Below are 20352 nucleotides of genomic sequence, written 5' to 3'. Positions count from 1 at the left end.
ATGAAAAATTACTTTCCAAGAATTTATTATTTTCTAATTTGTTTAGTTATATTTGAATCCTCTATTATAACTAGATCATCGAATGCATTTATTCCTAGAATTAACGAGCCAAATCAAAAAGAACTAAAATCTACATCGATACAATTAGGTAAGACAGCTATACAACTAATTCGGTTTGGGCAAAACAATGAAGCAATTAAACTGTTAAAACTTGCCGTTAAATTAAATCCTAAAGAAATTGAACTCTGGACAAGTCTTGCAGAAGCGCAAGTTCTAGCAAATAGAGAGTATCAAGCACTATCATCATTAAATAAAGCACTTAAGTTAAAACCAAAAGAAGAAAGTATATATTTCAGAAAAGCATATATATATATGGATTTAAAAAATCCAGAAAAAGCCAAATTTAATATAAAAAAAGGCTTATCCATCAATACAAAAAATGAGAGAGGTTATTTTCAACTAGGCAACGCAGAAATAATGCTAAATAATTATAAATCAGCTTTAGTTGCTTTTAAAATATCTTCAAGAATTAATTCAAATTTTTGGCAATCTATTAACAATGAAGGTCTTGTCTTATATGAATTAAATAATTCAAAAGAAGCTATATTAAAATTTAAATCAGCACTAAAAATTAGTAATAATGCAGAGCCAATGCTAGCTTTAGCAATAGCATTATTTTCTTCAAATAGTAGCTCTGTCGAATCATTGAACTTGGCAAAAAATGCTTTAAAATCTAATCCTCAATATGTTTCAAAAGACTATCAAGCAAAGCAATTATGGGGTAAGAAATTACAAAAATCAGCACAACTTTTATTTAAAATGGAAGAAATGAAAAAAGCAGTTAAAGAAGCCAAAGAAAAAACCCAATAAATTAATGTTTAACAAAAAACTGGTTTTTAACAGATTAGTTAGTAGCCTAAATAAAGAAATTTAGGCCTCTTACAAACTCAGAGATGGCCAAGGAACGCCTGAAACCAATATCGTTGCATCAAGAAATGCAGCGTTCTTATCTCGAATACGCAATGAGCGTAATCGTTGGAAGAGCATTGCCAGACGCGAGAGACGGATTAAAGCCTGTTCAAAGAAGAATTCTTTTTGCAATGCACGAATTAGGTCTGACTCCTGATAGGCCTTATAGAAAATGTGCTCGTGTAGTTGGAGACGTTCTTGGTAAATATCATCCCCATGGTGATCAAGCCGTTTACGATGCTCTTGTAAGACAAGTACAAATTTTTAGTTCAAGGTACCCAATTCTTGATGGTCACGGAAACTTTGGATCAATTGATGACGATCCACCGGCTGCAATGAGATATACAGAAACTCGACTAGCACAAATATCTAACGATGCAATTTTAAGTGAAATAGATCAAGAAACTGTTGATTTTTCTCCCAATTTTGATGGGTCTCAACAAGAGCCAGATGTTTTACCAGCTCAATTACCATTCTTACTTTTAAATGGGAGTGCTGGAATTGCAGTTGGAATGGCTACTAGCATTCCTCCTCATAATTTAAACGAAGTGATAGAAGGTCTAATAGCGATCATAAAAAACCCTTCCTTGAGCGAAAAAAAATTATTAGAACTTATCCCAGGACCCGACTTTCCGACAGGCGGAGAAATCTTAATAAGTAATGGAATAAAAGAAACTTACGCAAAAGGAAGGGGAAGTATAACCATGAGAGGTATTGCTCATATTGAAGAAATTAATCCTGGAAAAGGAAAACACAAAAGAAGTGGCATTGTCATTACTGAACTTCCATATCAACTAAACAAAGCTTCTTGGATTGAAAAATTAGCTGACTTAGTAAATAATGGAAAAATTTCTGGAATAGCTGATATTAGAGATGAAAGTGATAGAGATGGAATGAGAATTCTTGTAGAAATAAAAAGAGATTCTGATCCTGAAAAAATCCTAGATTTTTTATATCAAAAAACTTCTTTACAAAGTAATTTTGGAGCTATTTTGCTTGCATTAGTTAATGGTCAACCAGTACAACTAACATTAAGAAAATTATTAGATAATTTCTTAGAATTTAGAGAAAATACTATTTTACTTAGAAGTAAATTTTTACTAAAAAATATTAAAAATAGACAAGAAATCGTTGAAGCTCTAATCCAAGCAATTAATAATCTTAGAGAAATAATAAATTTAATTGAAAAATCTAAAGATGCAGTTGAAGCTAAAAATAATTTAATTAATAACCTAAAGATAAATGAAAGACAAGCTGATGGAATCTTAAGTATGCCATTAAAAAAGATTACGAGTCTTGAAAAGAATTCATTAAAAAAAGAGATAGAAGACTTAAAAAATAAAAGAGAGAATCTTGAATCAATTATCAATGATAGAGAAAAATTGCTAAAAGTACTTATTAAAGAACTTAAAGAACTTAAAAAAAAGTTTGGAGGTGATAGAAAGACAAAGTTAATAGAAGGCGGTGATGCACTAATTGCAGAAAGACTTGCGAATCAAAGACCAAATAAAGAGCTTCAAAGAATAAATGCTCTAAAACAATTACCTATAGATTCTGAAATAATTATTCAATCAAATAATGAAATAAAAATAATCCCATCCATAACAATTAAAAAATTAAAATTAAAAGAAAGTAATCAAGACAGGCAAGATATTCTACCGTCGAAGCTAATGTGGCCTATTATTAATGAACCAAAGATATTAGCTGTAAGTCGACTAGGTAAAATAGGTCTTCTTAAATGGGAATTTGCAGGACAAAAACCTGGTCCATTAGAACACTTTTTGCCTGCAGGATTAGAAAATGATGAAATAATTAATCTTATTCCGCTACCAGAACAAAAAAATATAAGTTTAGGATTAATAAGTAGTGATGGAAAATTTAAAAGAGTTTCAATTGATGAGATCACCGAAATATCTAATAGATCGACTACGGTTGTAAAGTTAAAAAGCAATATTACACTAAAATCTTGTTTACTTTGTGAAGAAGATAGCTATTTATATATAATAAGTAATATTGGCAGAATTATAAAAATAAAAATAACGGAAAAAAACTATCCCTTTATGGGAAAATTAGCTCAAGGTACCAATATAATAAAATTATTCCCAGGAGAAAATATCATTGAAGCTATAAATATTCCAGAAAAACAGATTGAAGACTTGGTTTTAATAACTAGCAAAGGTTATTTCATTAAGCACAAAACAAAAGAAATAAAAGTATCTCAAAAAGGAGAGTTAGGAACTATGGGTATAAATTTAAAAGACAATAAAAAAATAAATGACAGAATAATTAATTGTTTTATAAAGAATAAATCCGTTTATATCAAAACAAATAAAGATAGATATAAAAAATTAGAAAAAGATGAAATTGATAATAGTTCCTATAAAAAAGAAAAAAGATTAAATCTAGAATTAAATGATAATGAATTTATAAAATCTATTTTTTCAATGATAATACCTGAAACAAACTAAGATAGAGAGGTTTTTTCAACCCACTGTAAATATTCATCGGTAACTGTTCCAGTAACATATTTTCCTGTAAAACAAGATAAATCTAATTCCTTAATATTAGAATTATTTATTATAGCCTTAGTAAGATCTTCCACTTCTTGATAAATCATTTTATCAATAAGTAAATTCTCTTCTATTTCATTTATATTTCTATTATATGCAATCAATTCATTCCTACTTGGCATGTTAATTCCATAAACATGTGGGTATCTAATTGGTGGAGCAGCAGAAGTAAAAGTTACCTTATTAGCGCCTGCACTTCTTGCCATTTGAACAATTTGCTGAGAAGTTGTTCCTCTAACGACGGAATCATCGACTATCAAAACATTTTTATTTTTAAATTCAGTACTCATTGCATTTAACTTCTGACGAACAGAACGTTTTCGTAATGATTGACCAGGCATAATAAAAGTTCTCCCAACATAACGATTTTTAAAAAACCCCTCTCTATATTCAATTCCTAACTGTCTTGCTACTTGCATAGCAGCAGGTCTAGAAGAATCAGGTATGGGCATTACAACATCTACATCGCCGCATGAAATTTGTTTTTTTATTGTTTCTGCTAGCTGATCTCCCATCCTTAACCTTGACTCATATACAGAAATACCATTCATAATTGAATCAGGTCTAGCTAAATAAACATATTCAAATGAGCATGGAAATAATTGAGGATGATTTGAACATTGTTTAGAAAAAAACTCACCTTCAGAGGTAATAAAAATCGCCTCTCCTGGTTCAACATCTCTAACAATTTGATAATCATTATTTTCAATAACTAATGATTCGCTAGCGATTACCCACTCGGGTTTATTGTTTTCTTTTAGTCTTTTACCAATTACCAAGGGACGAATCCCAAAAGGATCTCTAAAAGCTAAAAGACCATAACCTGCTATTAAAGCAATAGAAGCATATGATCCCTCTACTCTTGCATGAAGTCTATGTACAGCAGTAAAAAGATCATCTGGGTTTATATCTTTTCCTTTTATTGAACTATTCAGTTCTGTTGCCAAAACATTTAACAACATTTCAGTATCACTTGAAGTATTTGTATGCCTCCTGTCAACTTTAAAAAGTTCTTTTTCTAACTCCCTTGTATTAGTTAAATTGCCATTATGAACAAGAATTATTCCATATGGAGCATTTACATAAAAAGGTTGCGCCTCCTCTTCTCGATGAGCAGCACCTTTAGTGGCGTATCTAACATGCCCTAACCCAACCTTTCCAATCAAGCTTCTCATATCTCTTGTTCTATAAGCTTCTCTTACTTGACCTTTAGATTTATTAATATGAAAAACACTTCCATCCATCGTTGCGATACCTGTGGAATCTTGACCTCTATGCTGAAGCAATAACAAACTATCGTAAATTTGTTGATTGCATTGATCTGAAGAAACAACCCCTACGATTCCACACATAATTATATTCCTTGGTTAGATAGATGATATTTTAATTTTTAAATTATAATTCATAAGAGATTTTATTTAACTATTTTTTTTAAAATAGCATTTTTATATGTGTTTTTTATATGAAGAATATCAACATCTATAATCGAATTATTAGCTTGGTAAACTGATAATTTATTTTGATCATTTACAGTACCTAAATATGATATTGAAAAATTTATAGCTTGTTGTAAGGATATCTTCTTATAGTAATTTTTTAATTTTAAAGTTTGTTCAGATGAACAACTAACTAAAACTCTGGCTCCGCCTTCAGCAAAAAGCAAACGATCTAATCTTGATTCACTTAAAGGAAGTTGAATAGTGGCACCAAGTCCAGAAGAAATACAACATTCAGCTAAAGCTACGACTAAACCTCCATCGCCTAAGTCATGTGCAGAATTAATCATATCTTTTTTAATTATATTTCTTAGAAATAATTGAACTTGTTTCTCTAAATCTAAATCTATTTCGGGTGGTCTTCCAGTTTTAAGACCATGTATATATTCTAAATAAGATGAGGCAGATAATGAAATTCTATTATCTTGATTACTTTTAGTTTCTAAAGGTAATCCTAACATCCATATTTGATCACTTTCTTTAATCCAAGATTTTTTACAAACTTTATTTAAATCTTCTATTAAACCAACCATACCAATTACGGGTGTGGGATGTATTGGTATAACCGTGTCGTTTGGTAATTTTGTATCATTATATAAGGAAACATTGCCTCCTGTAACAGGAGTCTTCATTACTTTACAAGCATTACTTATACCTTTACAAGACATTGATAGTTGCCAAAAACCCACTGGTTTTTCAGGAGAAGAAAAATTTAAATTATTAGTAATCGCTATTGGCTCAGCTCCTACACAACTTAAATTCCGAGCAGCCTCTACAACAGCAGCCATGCTTCCACGTTCAGGATCTAAATACACCCATCTATCATTACAATCAACTGATGATGCTATACCTCTATTATGATTTGATTTCGTTTTAAAATCTTTTTGAGAACGTATTCTTATAACAGCTGCATCGGCTTCTCCAGGAGCAACAACTGTATTGGATTGAACTTGGTAGTCGTATTGCTTAAATATCCAATTTTTTGATGCTATTGAAGGACTACTTAATAGATTTAATAAAACATTATTCCAACTAATAAATAGATTATTATTTATATTTATGGTTCCATTTTTTAAATTATTAGGTAAAAAATCTTCAGTCCATTTCCAATGATCTTTTAAATAATCAGGTGTAGATTTTAATAATAAATGTTTTTCTATAGGTGTATCATCAGCAAGTGCAGATGCTGGTAAATTTGCTACAACTTCGCCTTTATGTAATACTCTAACAACTTTTTCTTTTAAAACTTTTCCTACAACTTCAACATATAATCCCCACCTCGTAAATAATTTTCTTAACTCTTTTTCTGAACCAGGTTTAACTACAAATAACATTCGTTCTTGTGACTCTGACAACAAAAATTCATATGCAGTCATTCCTTTTTCTCTCGCTGGAACAAGATCCAGATCTAATTCGATTCCTACCTCTCCTTTTGAAGCCATTTCAGAACAACTACAAGTAAGACCTGCAGCCCCCATATCCTGAGCAGCAATTACATATCCTGTTTTAAACGCCTCTAAACATGCTTCAATCAATCCTTTTTCAAGAAAAGGATCACCCACTTGTACAGCAGGTCGATCATCTATAGAAGTTTTTGAAAGTTCCGAACTAGCAAAACTTGCTCCTCCCATTCCATCTCTACCCGTTGTATTTCCTACATAAAGAACTGGAAAATCAATTCCACTAGCTCCTGAACAAACTATGTTATCTGTTTCCATCAAACCCAATGCCATTGCATTAACTAAAGGATTACCTGAATAACTACTATCAAAACCAACTTCACCCCCTACGGTCGGAACACCTACACAATTCCCATAATGCGAGATACCTGCTACGACACCTTCTAATAAACTGATATTTTTTTTATCTTCCAATGGTCCAAATCTTAAAGCATTTAATATCGCTATTGGTCTGGCTCCCATAGTAAAAATATCTCTCAAAATACCACCTACTCCTGTTGCTGCACCTTGAAAAGGTTCTACAGCAGATGGATGATTATGGCTTTCAATTTTAAATACCAGTTTTTGATTACAACCAATATCTACAACACCTGCATTTTCTCCAGGACCTACAAGTATTCTAGGCCCTGTTATTGGAAAATTTTTAAGTAAAGGACGAGAATTTCGATAACAACAATGTTCAGACCACATAACACCAAACATTCCTAACTCGTTTCTATTTGGTGGTCGCTTTAGTCTTCTACAAATTTCAACATAATCAGATTGCTTTAACCCCTCTTGGCTTAGAGAAGATAGAACATCGTATTCAACAAAAAAATTTGGTAAATTAATTAACTGTTGAAAATCATTATTATCTGAAAAGGATGTCATAGATCAAATCCAAGGATCAAGATCTTTATCATTGGCTAAATCGTTTTTTCTTGATCGCTTATTCATTCTATTAAATTCTTCTGAACTATCTATATCTAAATTATCAATCCAGTCATCGTATGAGTCACCACCACTATCAATTTTAGAAGTGTCTTCTATAGGGTCGAATGCGCTTTCAGTAATTTGATCATCAATCCATCCCTCAAGTTTATCAGAAGCATTGTATGTAAGATCTTGAAATTGAGTTTTCCATTTTCTGCTTTTGCTGAGAAATTCTTCTTTAAAACTAGCTTTTTGTATAGGTAGATCTTCGAACGAATCTATATCACAAGAAATAGAACCAGGTTGTTTATCAATAATTTTAGATAGTGATAATAACCAACGACTTGTTCCTGGAATAAGTGGATTTGTTCTGCTAACTAAATAGTATTGTATCTTTCCATTTTTAAAGTCAAAAAGGAAATCTGCAATTAAACCTATTCTTTGACCATTTCTATTAAAAACATTCGAATTTAGCAAAGTAGGAAAACGTTCTAAAGTTTGATTATCCGAAATAGAACAAGGTCCTTTTACAAATACTTCTTGTTCATTTAATCCTTTTATTTGATCTAACCTCCAAACCTCTCTTTCAAGTCTTAAATTAGAAGGACGAGATATAAATCCTAATATACGATGAACAGGAGGATGCATCCATGGATTAACTACTGGTCCATGGTCAATACCATTTTCACAGCGAACATTATTTTTTAATAGATCACTTAATAATAACTGATTTTTTTTATCCAAAATTAATTTCGTATTTGAATTGGCATAACTAAATATATAAAGTTAACATCACTATTAATAGGTGAAAATACAGCTGGGGTTGTAGGTCCATTGCAACTCAACCTAATAAGATTCGAATCTATGACTTTAAGACCATCTAATAAATATCTTACATTGAATGCAATTTGAAATGATTCACCTTTAAAAGAAACTGGGAGAGACTCAAAACCAGTTCCTATATCTTGAGCATCAGTACTAATTTTAATTATTTTAGCAGAACTATCAGTAGATATTTTAATAACATTATTATGCTGATCAGCTAAAACAGCTATTCTCTCTAATGAAGCGATAAATTCTTTTTTATCAAATTCTAATATATTAGAAAAAGTATCAGGTAGTAATTGAGAATAATTTGGATAAGAACCTTCTAGGGCTCTAATAGTTATAATTTCATCAAGAGATATAAAAACTACTTGTCCTTTGTCAATAAAAAAATTAATAGGTTGACTAGTATCACAAGCACTTAAAAACTTTTCAACTTCTCTTAAAGATTTAGATGGTAATGTTATAGAAAATTTATCAAATTCTGAAGAATTATTTATGTCTTTTGTTTGAGATAAAATATTTTTTAGATTTAATACAGCCAGTCGATGTCCATCTGTAGCCGCAGACTCAATACCATAACCATCAAAAGTAAGATTAACACCAGTAAGTAATTGTTTAGCGTCATCTGTACTACTTGCAAATAATGTAGATTTAATTGCATTAGATAATAATAAAGGATTTAATTTTAATGAAGTACTACTCTCTACTAAAGGTAAATCAGGAAAATCATCAGAAAGCATTCCTCTTACTTGATATGTACCACTTTTACTCGTTAATTCAACTTGTTGACTAACCTCATCAGATGTTAAAACTAATGGTGAATCATTTGATAATTTAGAAACAATTTCCCCAAATAATTTAGCTGGTAAAGTAATAGCACCACTTTCATCTATGCAAGCTGATATTGAAGTTTGTATTCCTAAACTTAAATCAAAGCCAGTCAAGCGTAACTTCCCTGTGACTTCGTCAGCTGCTAACAAAACATTTGCTAAAATTGGATGTGTCGGTCGATTTGATATAGCCCTACTAACTAACTGAAGAGCAATATTCAAATCTGATTGCGAACAACTTAGCTTCATTCCGTAATTTCAAAAAAATCCGTTGATATAAGAATTTCATAGCTATTTAAAAAAAGCAATACCGTTAAAAAAAACAAAAATTTCTTCTACTAGTATATTTCTATAACCTTGATATGAAAATGAATTAGTAGTAGTAGGTCTTGTGGTTTTTGTGGTTTTTTCAAAAAACAATGATTCTATCAGGTGTTTCTGAATTTTTTGCTGTGGAAAAGATTTTTTAAAAGTGGATAAAAACATATTTATCCACTGATAAAAATGATTGTGGAAAAGAAAAAAAAATATTAAAGAAATTTTCTTTCTTTTTCCACATTCAAAACAAGCAAAATCAGATAAAATCAACAGACAGTTTCTTTACTGGATATTTGAATATCCTTAAAAACCTATTTTTTTTGTAATTGAACTTATTTCTGCATCTACACCAGTATGAAAAATTGCGTTGTTATTTTTAATGGCGCAATCAGGATCTTTCAAGCCATTTCCTGTTAATACACAGACTATAGTTGAGTTCTTAGGAACATCGTTTTTAATTTTTAATAAGCCTGCGACAGAAGCTGCACTAGCCGGTTCGCAGAAAATCCCTTCTTCTTTTCCAAGAATTTTATAAGCTTCAATTATTTCTGAATCAGTAACAGAAGAAAATCTACCATTGCTTGAATCTTTTGCTTTTAATGCTTTTTCTTTGTTAACAGGATTTCCAATTCTTATTGCAGTGGCAATTGTTTCTGGATTGCTGATACTTTTACCTTCGACTAAAGGTGCAGATCCACTTGCCTGAAAACCCATCATCCGAGGGAGCTTCCTCGATTTATTAGCACTAAAAAACTCTTGAAACCCCATCCAGTATGCACTTATATTCCCTGCATTTCCCATCGGAATACATAACCAATCAGGAGCATTTCCAAGATTTTCTATTATCTCAAAAGCCGCAGTTTTTTGTCCCTGCAATCTATAAGGATTTACAGAATTTACTAATGTTATTGGATATTTTTCAGACAATTCCCTTACAATCTCTAACGCTTTATCAAAATTTCCTTTAATGGCTAATATCTCTGCTCCATATACTAATGCTTGAGCTAATTTTCCTTGCGCAACATATCCGTCTGGAATAATCACAAAAGATTTCATTCCTCCTTTGCTCGCATAGGCAGCTGCAGAGGCAGATGTGTTACCTGTGCTTGCGCAAATTACTGCTTCACAACCATTTTCTTTTGCTTTACTAATAGCCATTGTCATTCCTCTGTCTTTGAATGATCCGGTTGGATTGAGACCGTCATATTTCACATATACTTTTACTCCTTTTCCAATTCGATTAGCTATTGAATTGACTTCTATTAGAGGAGTTCCCCCTTCATTTAAAGATATTATTGGAGTTTTATTTGTTACTGGTAGCCAAGGTTTGTAAGCATTTATCAGCCCATTCCAATTGTTTTTTTTAGGACTAGAGAAAAACAGTTTCTTAAATTTTTTAGAAAATGCCACTTACTTTACAAGTATTTTTAAACAATCTAAATGCTAGACCTTCCATCTTTTAGCTTTTGAAAAGGGGAATTTGAATAGAAATCAATTAAATCTTTTAATGATTCTACTTTTTTGAGCCCTTTTTTTAATGCATTGAGGTCTAAAGCAACATTTTTATTTGGATACTCTTTAAAAAAATCTATGAGATTAATTTTTTCATTATTTTTATAAGAACTTAATATAATTCCAGATCTTATAGCTTTTGTACTTGTTTTTATATTTGATATCTTATTGGGGTAAATAATTTTAGATAATCTGCTCAAAAATACTTCACCTATTTTACTATTCAGTAATCTACTGCTTGATTCTATAGGAACTTCTATTTCATAAGTTAAAAATTTGTGCAGATCTTTATTCTTTTGATTTGTAATTTTCATTAGACTTTTTAACTTTTTACTTGGTTTTTTTGTTTTTGTAAAGTTATTTAAATCCTCTATCTTTATCGTTCTACTAAAATTTCCTTTATAGAGATAAAGATTCTCTGCGCTTTTTGCACTAGGAATAAAAAATAAAAATGATAAAAGTATAATATTTATGTAATTTAAATTCATTTATTGTTTTACACCAGCTGCAACTTTTACTAATCTAACTAATCCTTTCTCAGAAGTTTTTTTCATTAAACCGTAACCCATCTTGTAAGTATCTTTAGTTATTAGAATTTTTGGTAATTTTTTAAATAATAATTTTCTTTTAAATCCTGGCTTTGTTCTTGATGTATTAAACATTTTATTGATCGATGATAGATTAAAAATTTCTTTAGTATCAATTTTAGATGAGCTTGCTATGGTTTTTGATCGCATTTTTGATGGAAGTTTATTATTTAGGTTAATAAGTGTTTTCCATCCAATGGAGTCGATTTTTGTAGCAAAAATATTTACCAATTCATTCCTAAGAATAAAACCTTTACTAGAAAATAAAAAATCAATAGTTTGATCTAAAATCTTTTCACTGTTCAACTTTTTTTCTTTAGTAGCACTTTTTAGAAGATCATCTAATCTTTCTAATTTTAGATTGTTTTCATCAAATAGCATTTCTTTCAAACTATTTCTCAGTTCTGGATTTTCATCCTCCATTAGACGTCTTGCAAAGTAAGGATATGCTGCTCCAAGTATTTTAAAATTCGGGTCAACACTAAGTGCTATTCCCTCTAAAGTTATTAAAGATCTAATAATTAATGCATAATAAGGTGGTAATTTAAAAGGAAATTTATACATAATGCCAGACATATCATCTGTCACTGCTTTGAAATCCATTTTATTTACTCCTATTTCTAAAGCGCTGCTAAAAACACTTTCAAATGCAGGAGCAATAGGTTTTAAATCGACCTCTTCTGATAAAAATCCTAACTGTACAAAGTCATTAGATAGTTTATCAAATCTTTTGTTAACTAAATGAACAACTGCCCTAATTAATCCAACTCTTGACTGTTGTGTAATATTGCTCATCATCCCAAAATCTAAATAACATAATCGCCCATCTTCCATAGCTAATATGTTTCCTGGATGAGGATCCGCATGAAAAAAACCATGTTCAATTAGTTGTTGAAGACTACAACTTACGCCAATTTCTATCATTTCATTTGGATCGATTCCTAGTTTTTTTACTGCCTCTATATTCGTTAATTTAGTCCCGTCTATCCATTCCATTGTTAGTACTCTTCTGCTTGTTGCTTTTCTGTAGATTTTTGGAACAGCAATTTTATTATTATTGCTGTGCAACTCCTTAAATTTTTCTGCATTATTAGCTTCGTTTATATAATCCATTTCTTCGAAAATTCTTTTTCCTAGCTCGTCGATTAATGCAACTAGATCGCTTCTAATAATTCCGATATTATTTTTAAACCAAATTGCTATATTTCTTACTATGTATAAATCTAATGTGATTTGTTCTCTTAGTCCTGGCCTTTGAATTTTAACAGCAACTTTTTCTCCACTTTTCAGTATTGCTCTGTGGACTTGACCGAGAGATGCGGCAGAAATTGGTTTTTTATCAATTTTTATAAAAATATTGCTTACTTTTTCTTTTAAATCTTCTTCAATACAAGCCATGGCAAGCTTGCTGTCGAATCCGGGTAACTGGTCTTGAAGCTGGGCTAACTCTTCTAGAACTACTTGAGGGACGATATCTGGTCTGGTAGACAGTGCTTGTCCAGCCTTTATGAATGCTGGTCCCAAATCCACAAGGAGTTGGGTAAATTCTTTTGCTCTATATGTTTTTCTCTCTTCCTTTTCTAAAGAACCAATTAATTTTTCCCAACCAACACCAAGTAAAAATAAACCGATCGGTAAAAGTGTCTGCCAAAGTCTTCGGAGTAGACGAATTGGATTTTTTTTGTAGATTGAGTCAATAGCAACAGGGTCATACTCAAGTAGACCTGAGGCTTCAATAAAATCGCTTAATTCTTCAGCCATTTTGGTATGGCAATGTTTTACATCTCTTCTAGTTCATTTTACGCCTAGTTTGTGTCTTTTTGATTGCTTTGACTTATGCTAAACAGCCTTCGTTTTCATAACATAGCTCTATTTGGAAATTTAGAGATCGACTTTAATAAAGGATTTACTGTTTTTACAGGGCAAACAGGTTCAGGTAAATCAATATTTCTTGATACGTTAAATGCTTTATTGGCACATAAAAAGATCACTTCAGATAATCGATTGGTAGCCAAAGGTTCTGTTTTTTCATCAATCGAGGGTGTTTTTTCTGTTTTGAAAACTACAAAAAATTGGTTAAATAATCAAGAAATTGATATTGATGAAGAATTAATTGTTACTAGGGAATGGCGTTTCAAAGATAATAAATATAAATCTAGATTTAGAATTAATGGCGTATTAGTTAATAAAGATCAAATATCAGAATTGAGATCATTACTTTTTGATTTTACACTACAGGGTGATACTTATATTTTGAATGATTCATTACATCAATTAAGCTTGCTTGATTCTTTAGGTCTAAATGCAATTCAAGAATCCATTACTAAAGTTAAGAATGATTGGAAAATATGGCATGACTCTAATTTAAGACTAGAGGAAGTAAGAGATAAAATCTCTGATTCAAAAAAAGAGTTTGAGGAAATGGAGTATATTTATGAAGACTTAGATAAATTAAAATTAGAGGATCCTCATGAGCAAACAAAGTTAGAAACTGATCAGAATCGTTTATCAAATCTTGTGAGATTAAAAGAGGGAGTTAAAGCTTTATCGATTCGTTTAAATGAAAGTTTAGATGAATATCCATCTGTTTTAGATCATGCTAATTTTTGTATTAACGAATTAAAAATATTGTCTCAGATAGATTCTTCTCTTGAACCTATTTTTGATAATTTTTATAGCATTACGAATAATCTAAATGACTTGATTTGTCAGATTAATGATTATGAAAAAACATTAGACATTGATCCAACTTTTTTAAATGATCTACAAGTTAGATTATCTACTTTAAAATTCTATCAAAAAAAATATCATAGAAATATTCCAGACCTTATTAGCTATAAAAATGAATTAATTAATTGCTTGTCTTCACATGATGATTCCATCAATATAAATCAGCTTTCTTCTTTAGAACACAAAAAAAGAATTATTAGAGATAATTCGAATAAAGAGTTATCCTCCATTAGAAAAAATGTTGCTTTGCAACTTGAGGATAAACTTATAGTGACTTTAAAAAAGTTAGGTATGCCTAATGTTCGTTTTAAAGTTGTTTTTGAAAAATGTGAGCCAACAATTAACGGGATCGATAAAATTAATTTTATGTTTTCAGCAAATCCAGGACTTCCTCTAGCGCCTCTTGCTGAAACAGCATCTGGGGGAGAGAAATCCCGTGTTCTTCTTGCAATAAAGTCAATTTTTTCTTCTCTCGATCAATCTAAGCTCTTGATTTTTGATGAAATTGATTCGGGGGTTAGTGGATCAGTTAGTAGTTACGTAGCGAATTTGCTTTCTGACTTATCAATGCATCGGCAAGTTTTTTGCGTCACTCATCAACCATTAATTGCAGCATATGCTGATAATCATTTTTCTTTAAAAAAGACTGTTATCGCTGATAAGACTAAATCAACTGTTATTGATTTAAAGGAAATCGCTGATAGGCAGAGAGAATTGGCTCAATTGGCTGGTGGCGAAATTGTAGGAGCTAATGCTTATGCGGCGAGCTTGCTGGAACACAAAGCTGCATGATGAGCATATTTTTTTATACAATTAGCTATTAATAATTTTCCCTAATGGGAAGTTCAAAACCTAATTCAAAACAAAATACATTAAATATTGGTTCTTCTAATGAAGAAGTCATAACTATTCGTGGTGCCAGGCAACACAATTTAAAAAATGTTGATCTATCTATTCCAAGAAATAAATTGGTCGTTTTTACAGGCGTTAGTGGAAGTGGTAAAAGTTCTTTAGCTTTTGATACGATTTTTGCTGAAGGCCAAAGGCGATATGTTGAGAGTCTGTCAGCTTATGCAAGACAATTTTTAGGTCAGGTTGATAAACCAGATGTTGATTCAATTGAAGGTTTATCTCCAGCAATTTCTATTGATCAAAAATCTACTAGTCATAATCCTCGCTCAACAGTTGGAACGGTCACGGAAATACAGGATTATTTTCGTTTGCTATTCGGAAGAGCGGGAGAACCCCATTGTCCTGAGTGCTCTAGGCCAATTAAGCCTCAAAGTATTGATGAGATGGTTGATCAAATCAAGACTCTTCCTGAAGGGACTCGATATCAATTACTTGCACCAGTTGTTAGAGGTAAAAAAGGAACACATTCAAAACTTTTGTCTGGACTCGCTGCAGAGGGATTTGTTCGAGTAAGAATTAACAAAGAAGTTAGAGAATTGGCAGATAATATTGAATTAGATAAAAATCAAGTTCACTCTATTGAGGTAGTGGTTGATAGGTTAATTGCGAGAGAAGGGATCGAAGAGAGATTAACTGATTCATTAAGCACTACTTTGAAAAGAGGAGACGGCTTAGCAATAGTTGAAGCAGTACCTAAAAAGAATGAAGAACTTCCGAAAGGTATTGATAGAGAAAGATTATTTTCTGAAAATTTTGCTTGTCCAGTTCATGGGGCCGTAATTGAAGAACTATCTCCAAGATTATTCTCCTTTAATAGTCCTTACGGAGCATGTCCTGATTGTCATGGTCTTGGTCACTTGAAAAAATTCACTTGTGAGAGAGTTGTACCTGATCCATCATTACCGGTATACGCTGCTGTTGCTCCATGGAGTGATAAAGATAATTCATATTATTTTTCATTATTATTTTCAGTAGGTGAAGCATTTGGCTTTGAAATAAAAACTCCTTGGAAAGATTTAAAAGAAGAGCAAAAAAATATTTTGTTAAACGGTAGTAAAGAGCCAATTTTAATAAAGGTGGATAGTAGATATAAACAAGATTCTGGATTTAAAAGACCTTTTGAAGGCATTTTACCTATTTTAGAAAGACAGTTGCAGGATGCAAATGGTGAAGCGGTTCGTCAAAAGTTAGAAAAATATCTTGAATTAGTTCCTTGTGCAAGCTGTCATGGCAAGAGATTACGTCCTGAGGCTCTTGCTGTAAAACTAGGTCCATTTGCAATTACTGATCTCACTTCATCAAGTGTTTCAACCACACTTAAGAATGTTGAGGAATTAATGGGTTTTGAGAAAACTAAAAATTCAAATCAATTGCTTTCTTATAAACAAAAGAAAATTGGTGAATTAGTTTTAAAAGAAATTCGATTACGTCTTCAATTCCTTTTAGATGTTGGACTTGATTATTTAACTCTAGATAGACCAGCAATGACTTTGTCTGGTGGGGAAGCTCAAAGAATAAGACTCGCTACGCAAATAGGTGCAGGTTTAACAGGAGTTCTGTATGTTTTAGATGAACCTAGTATTGGACTACATCAAAGAGATAATGATCGATTATTATCTACATTAAAAAAACTACGTGATCTAGGTAATACTTTGGTCGTAGTTGAACACGATGAAGACACCATAAGAGCAGCTGATTATTTGGTGGATATAGGTCCTGGTGCTGGTGTCCATGGAGGAAAAATTATTGCAGAAGGATCTATCGATAGCTTGTTGAATGCAAAAGAATCATTGACTGGTGCTTATCTTAGTGGGCGTTCATCAATACCTACCCCTGCTAGTAGAAGAGACTCAGTTCAAAGAAAATTACGATTAATTGATTGTAATAAAAATAATCTAAAAAATGTTTCAGTAGATTTTCCATTAGGTAGATTAGTTGCTGTTACTGGTGTTAGTGGAAGCGGTAAAAGTACTCTGATAAACGAATTACTACACCCTGCTTTAAATCACTCTTTAGGGTTAAAAGTTCCTTTTCCAAAAGGATTAAAAGAGCTGAAAGGTATTAAATCTATTGACAAGGTTATTGTTATTGACCAATCCCCAATTGGTAGAACTCCGCGATCTAATACGGCTACTTATACGGGCGCATTTGATCCTATACGTCAGCTTTTTGCTACCTCTAATGAAGCAAAAGCTCGAGGATATCAAGCAGGGCAATTTAGTTTTAATGTTAAAGGTGGAAGATGTGAAGCTTGTCGTGGTCAGGGTGTAAATGTAATTGAGATGAATTTTCTTCCTGATGTTTATGTTCAATGCGATGTATGCAAAGGAGCTCGATTTAATCGAGAGACATTACAAGTTAAATATAAAAATTTTTCTATTTCAGATGTATTAGAAATGACAGTTGAGCAAGCAGTTGACGTTTTTTCAGCAATACCTCAAGCCGCGGATAGACTAAGAACACTTTTAGATGTTGGTCTTGGATACATTAAGCTTGGACAACCTGCTCCAACATTATCTGGAGGAGAAGCTCAAAGGGTAAAACTTGCTACTGAATTATCTAGAAGAGCCACTGGTAAAACTCTTTATTTAATTGATGAACCTACAACTGGTCTAAGTTTTTATGATGTTCATAAATTAATGGATGTCATTCAGCGACTGGTAGATAAAGGAAACTCAATTATTGTAATTGAGCATAATTTGGACGTTATCAGATGTTCAGATTGGATTATTGATATGGGTCCAGAAGGAGGTAACCGTGGAGGAGAAATTATTGTTATGGGTACTCCAGAAGAAGTAGCAAAAGATTCAAATAGTCATACAGGTAATTATTTAAAAAAGGTTTTGAAATTACATCCTCCAATCAACGGTTGAATATTTAGTGGGCTTTGTATATATTCCTTAATGTATAGAGTTGTTTTTTTTTATTTTGATTTATGAATATTTTTAAAATCAAGTGATAGCAATCACTTTGAAATTTTAATATTTATTTAAATAAATCATTATTCTTTCTTTAGGTTTAAAGGGGAAAAAATCAATTATTTATCCAACAACTCACATGAGGGTTTGTTTGGGTTTAAGGCTTTTACATTTAAATTTGCACGGTCTAATCCGATCAAATGACCTTGAATTGGGCAGAGACGCAGATACTGGAGGGCAAACTTTATATGTTTTAGAGTTAGTAAAAGGACTTGCAGCTAGACCTGAAGTTGAACATGTAGAACTTATTACCAGATTAATTGTTGATAGGAAAGTATCCTCTGACTATTCAAAGCCCGTAGAAAAGATATCAAGTTGTGCTGAAATTATTCGATTACCTTTTGGTCCTAAGCGTTACGTCAGGAAAGAATTGTTATGGCCTTATTTGGATGATTTAGCTGATCAAGTGGTTCAAAGATTACGGAAACAAAATAACTTTCCTGATTGGATTCATGCTCATTATGCTGACGCTGGTTATGTTGGAGCATTAGTAAGCAGAAGATTAGGCTTGCCATTAGTTTTTACTGGTCATTCATTAGGCCGTGAAAAACTCAGAAGATTATTGGTTGCTGGAATAGATCACGATCAAATAGAGCAAACTTACTCAATTAGTAAAAGAATTGACGCAGAGGAATTGGCTTTAGCTCATTCAAACTTACTCATAACAAGTACTAAACAGGAAGCTGAAGAACAGTACGCTCGCTATGGGCGATTTAGCTCTAAAAACGTAGTAGTGATTCCACCAGGTGTTGATCTGAATCGTTTTCATTCAATAGATTCTGCTTTAGATAAAGAAGAAAAAGAATTAAATAAACTTTTTAAACCTTTTCTGAGAGATTTAAATCTTCCCCCACTCTTAGCTATTTCAAGGGCAGTAAGGAGAAAAAATATTCCTGCGTTGATTGAGACTTATGGCCGTTCGTCAATATTGCAGCAAAGACATAATCTTATTTTAATTTTAGGTTGTCGAGAAGATGCACGACAGCTTGATAAACAGCAAAGAGAAGTATTTCAGCAAATTTTTGAATTGGTTGATAAGTATAATTTATATGGAAAAGTTGCTTTTCCAAAACAACATAAAAGAGAGCAAATCCCCTCAATATATCGTTGGACTGCAAATAGAAAAGGATTGTTTGTTAATCCTGCTTTAACTGAGCCGTTTGGCTTGACATTGTTGGAAGCTGCTGCGTGTGGCTTGCCAATGGTGACTACTGATGATGGAGGTCCTAGGGATATTTTGTCTCGTTGTGATAATGGTCTACTCGTAGATGTAACTGATTTAGAAGCCTTTCGAGATGGGTTAGAAACTGCTGGTTCAAATCCTTCTTTATGGAACACTTGGAGAAACAATGGAATTGAAGGAGTTAGCAGGCATTTTAGTTGGGATGCTCATGTTTGTAATTACATTGCATTGATGGAGAAGCGTCTGAAATTTCTTGCACCTCGTCGTTTGACATTTGTTAATACTAAAGAAACAAGTCCTGTTGGTCATAAACTATTATTTCTTGATTTAGATAATTATCTTGAGGAATCTAAAGGCTTATCAATATTGAGAAATAAACTAAAAGATCATTCATTTAATAAAAATATCAAATTAGGAATTTTAACCGGTAGGTCAATTAAAGCTGCCCGTTATCGATACGCAGAAACACAACTACCCATACCTGCTGTTTGGATATGTCAAGCTGGTACTGAGATTTATTACGCTGATACAAAAAAATCAGATATTTTTTGGCAAGATTTAATATCTGTTGATTGGAATCGTAGTGACGTAGAAAAGGTTTTGTTCGATTTAAAAGAGTATCTAGAGCTTCAATTAACTGAATTCCAAGGTCCTTTTAAGGTTAGTTATTTATTAAAAGAACCTAGTCATGCAATTTTACCTTTGGTACGAAAAAGACTTAGGCAGTCTGGACTTGCCGCTACTCCTCACCTTAAATGTCATTGGTACCTAGACGTTGTTCCTTTACGAGCATCACGAGCGGAAGCAATAAGATTTTTGACTTTACGTTGGGGCATATCTTTAGACAAAGTTCTTGTTGTAGCAAGTCAACAAGGTGATGATGAATTAATAAGGGGATTGACTACTAATGTTATTCCTTTTGATCATGATTCATCATTAGATGGATTGAGAACCCAACAAAGAGTTTTCTTTTCTGATGATCAAGATGATGTCTTAGATGGTTTAAAACATTTTCGATTTTTCACAAGTCATTAACCTTTACTATTTTTAAATCTCTTTAGTATTTT

The 20352-nt window shown here is 31.9% G+C and carries 12 protein-coding genes; 5 read left to right on the top strand and 7 right to left on the bottom strand.

Features of this window, described 5'->3' with window-relative positions; translation table 11 throughout:
- A complete protein-coding gene (locus AC6EIW_RS07725) occupies positions 1-870 on the top strand; it encodes a tetratricopeptide repeat protein (protein WP_498520092.1) in 870 nt (289 codons plus the stop codon).
- Positions 871-953: 83 nt separating this feature from the next.
- Positions 954-3437 (top strand): DNA gyrase/topoisomerase IV subunit A, encoded by a 2484-nt coding sequence (locus AC6EIW_RS07720; protein WP_498520091.1) that lies wholly within the window; start codon positions 954-956, stop codon positions 3435-3437.
- Here the strand turns inward: AC6EIW_RS07720 and purF are convergent.
- The 7 genes from purF to AC6EIW_RS07685 form a co-directional block, all read right to left on the bottom strand.
- Complete coding sequence (gene purF, locus AC6EIW_RS07715; RefSeq protein ID WP_498520090.1) at positions 3434-4891, bottom strand: amidophosphoribosyltransferase; 1458 nt, start codon at positions 4889-4891, stop codon at positions 3434-3436. The two genes, AC6EIW_RS07720 and purF, sit on opposite strands and share 4 nt — an antisense overlap.
- Before the next feature lie 62 nt (positions 4892-4953).
- Positions 4954-7365, bottom strand: a complete 2412-nt coding sequence (purL, locus tag AC6EIW_RS07710) for a phosphoribosylformylglycinamidine synthase subunit PurL (RefSeq protein ID WP_498520089.1) — start codon at positions 7363-7365, stop codon at positions 4954-4956.
- A gap of 3 nt (positions 7366-7368) precedes the next feature.
- On the bottom strand, positions 7369-8151 hold the full coding sequence (locus AC6EIW_RS07705) for a PRC-barrel domain-containing protein (RefSeq protein ID WP_498520088.1): 783 nt from the start codon (positions 8149-8151) through the stop codon (positions 7369-7371).
- A 2-nt stretch (positions 8152-8153) separates the two neighbouring features.
- Positions 8154-9314, bottom strand: a complete 1161-nt coding sequence (gene dnaN / locus AC6EIW_RS07700; protein ID WP_498520087.1) for a DNA polymerase III subunit beta — start codon at positions 9312-9314, stop codon at positions 8154-8156.
- Between the two features lie 372 nt (positions 9315-9686).
- Positions 9687-10793 carry a threonine synthase gene (gene thrC, locus AC6EIW_RS07695; protein WP_498520086.1) on the bottom strand — a complete coding sequence of 369 codons (1107 nt, stop codon included), beginning with the start codon at positions 10791-10793 and terminating at the stop codon, positions 9687-9689.
- A gap of 26 nt (positions 10794-10819) precedes the next feature.
- Positions 10820-11383 (bottom strand): alpha/beta hydrolase, encoded by a 564-nt coding sequence (locus tag AC6EIW_RS07690; protein ID WP_498520085.1) that lies wholly within the window; start codon positions 11381-11383, stop codon positions 10820-10822.
- The gene (locus tag AC6EIW_RS07685; protein ID WP_498520084.1) at positions 11384-13243 is read right to left on the bottom strand and encodes an ABC1 kinase family protein; all 1860 of its coding nucleotides are present in this window, start codon (positions 13241-13243) and stop codon (positions 11384-11386) included.
- A gap of 75 nt (positions 13244-13318) precedes the next feature.
- Between AC6EIW_RS07685 and AC6EIW_RS07680 the strand changes: the two genes are divergently transcribed.
- The 3 genes from AC6EIW_RS07680 to AC6EIW_RS07670 all read left to right on the top strand — a co-directional run bounded on the left by AC6EIW_RS07680 (position 13319) and on the right by AC6EIW_RS07670 (position 20320).
- Entirely contained in the window at positions 13319-15004 is a 1686-nt protein-coding gene (locus AC6EIW_RS07680; RefSeq protein ID WP_498520083.1) for a DNA repair protein RecN, read from the top strand.
- A 44-nt stretch (positions 15005-15048) separates the two neighbouring features.
- Complete coding sequence (gene uvrA / locus AC6EIW_RS07675) at positions 15049-17997, top strand: excinuclease ABC subunit UvrA (RefSeq protein WP_498520082.1); 2949 nt, start codon at positions 15049-15051, stop codon at positions 17995-17997.
- A gap of 196 nt (positions 17998-18193) precedes the next feature.
- On the top strand, positions 18194-20320 hold the full coding sequence (locus tag AC6EIW_RS07670) for an HAD family hydrolase (RefSeq protein WP_498521628.1): 2127 nt from the start codon (positions 18194-18196) through the stop codon (positions 20318-20320).
- Positions 20321-20352: the final 32 nt, after the last annotated feature.

It is taken from the genome of Prochlorococcus sp. MIT2308 (assembly GCF_059772345.1).
This window is presented reverse-complemented; position numbering and strand designations above follow the sequence as displayed.

Coding starts and splice junctions, on each gene's coding strand:
- AC6EIW_RS07725 (WP_498520092.1), top strand. CDS start 1: ATGAAAAATTACTTTCCAAGAATTTATTATTTTCTAATTTGTTTAGTT.
- AC6EIW_RS07720 (WP_498520091.1), top strand. CDS start 954: ATGGCCAAGGAACGCCTGAAACCAATATCGTTGCATCAAGAAATGCAG.
- purF (WP_498520090.1), bottom strand. CDS start 4,891: ATGTGTGGAATCGTAGGGGTTGTTTCTTCAGATCAATGCAATCAACAA.
- purL (WP_498520089.1), bottom strand. CDS start 7,365: ATGACATCCTTTTCAGATAATAATGATTTTCAACAGTTAATTAATTTA.
- dnaN (WP_498520087.1), bottom strand. CDS start 9,314: ATGAAGCTAAGTTGTTCGCAATCAGATTTGAATATTGCTCTTCAGTTA.
- AC6EIW_RS07690 (WP_498520085.1), bottom strand. CDS start 11,383: ATGAATTTAAATTACATAAATATTATACTTTTATCATTTTTATTTTTT.
- AC6EIW_RS07685 (WP_498520084.1), bottom strand. CDS start 13,243: ATGGCTGAAGAATTAAGCGATTTTATTGAAGCCTCAGGTCTACTTGAG.
- AC6EIW_RS07680 (WP_498520083.1), top strand. CDS start 13,319: ATGCTAAACAGCCTTCGTTTTCATAACATAGCTCTATTTGGAAATTTA.
- uvrA (WP_498520082.1), top strand. CDS start 15,049: ATGGGAAGTTCAAAACCTAATTCAAAACAAAATACATTAAATATTGGT.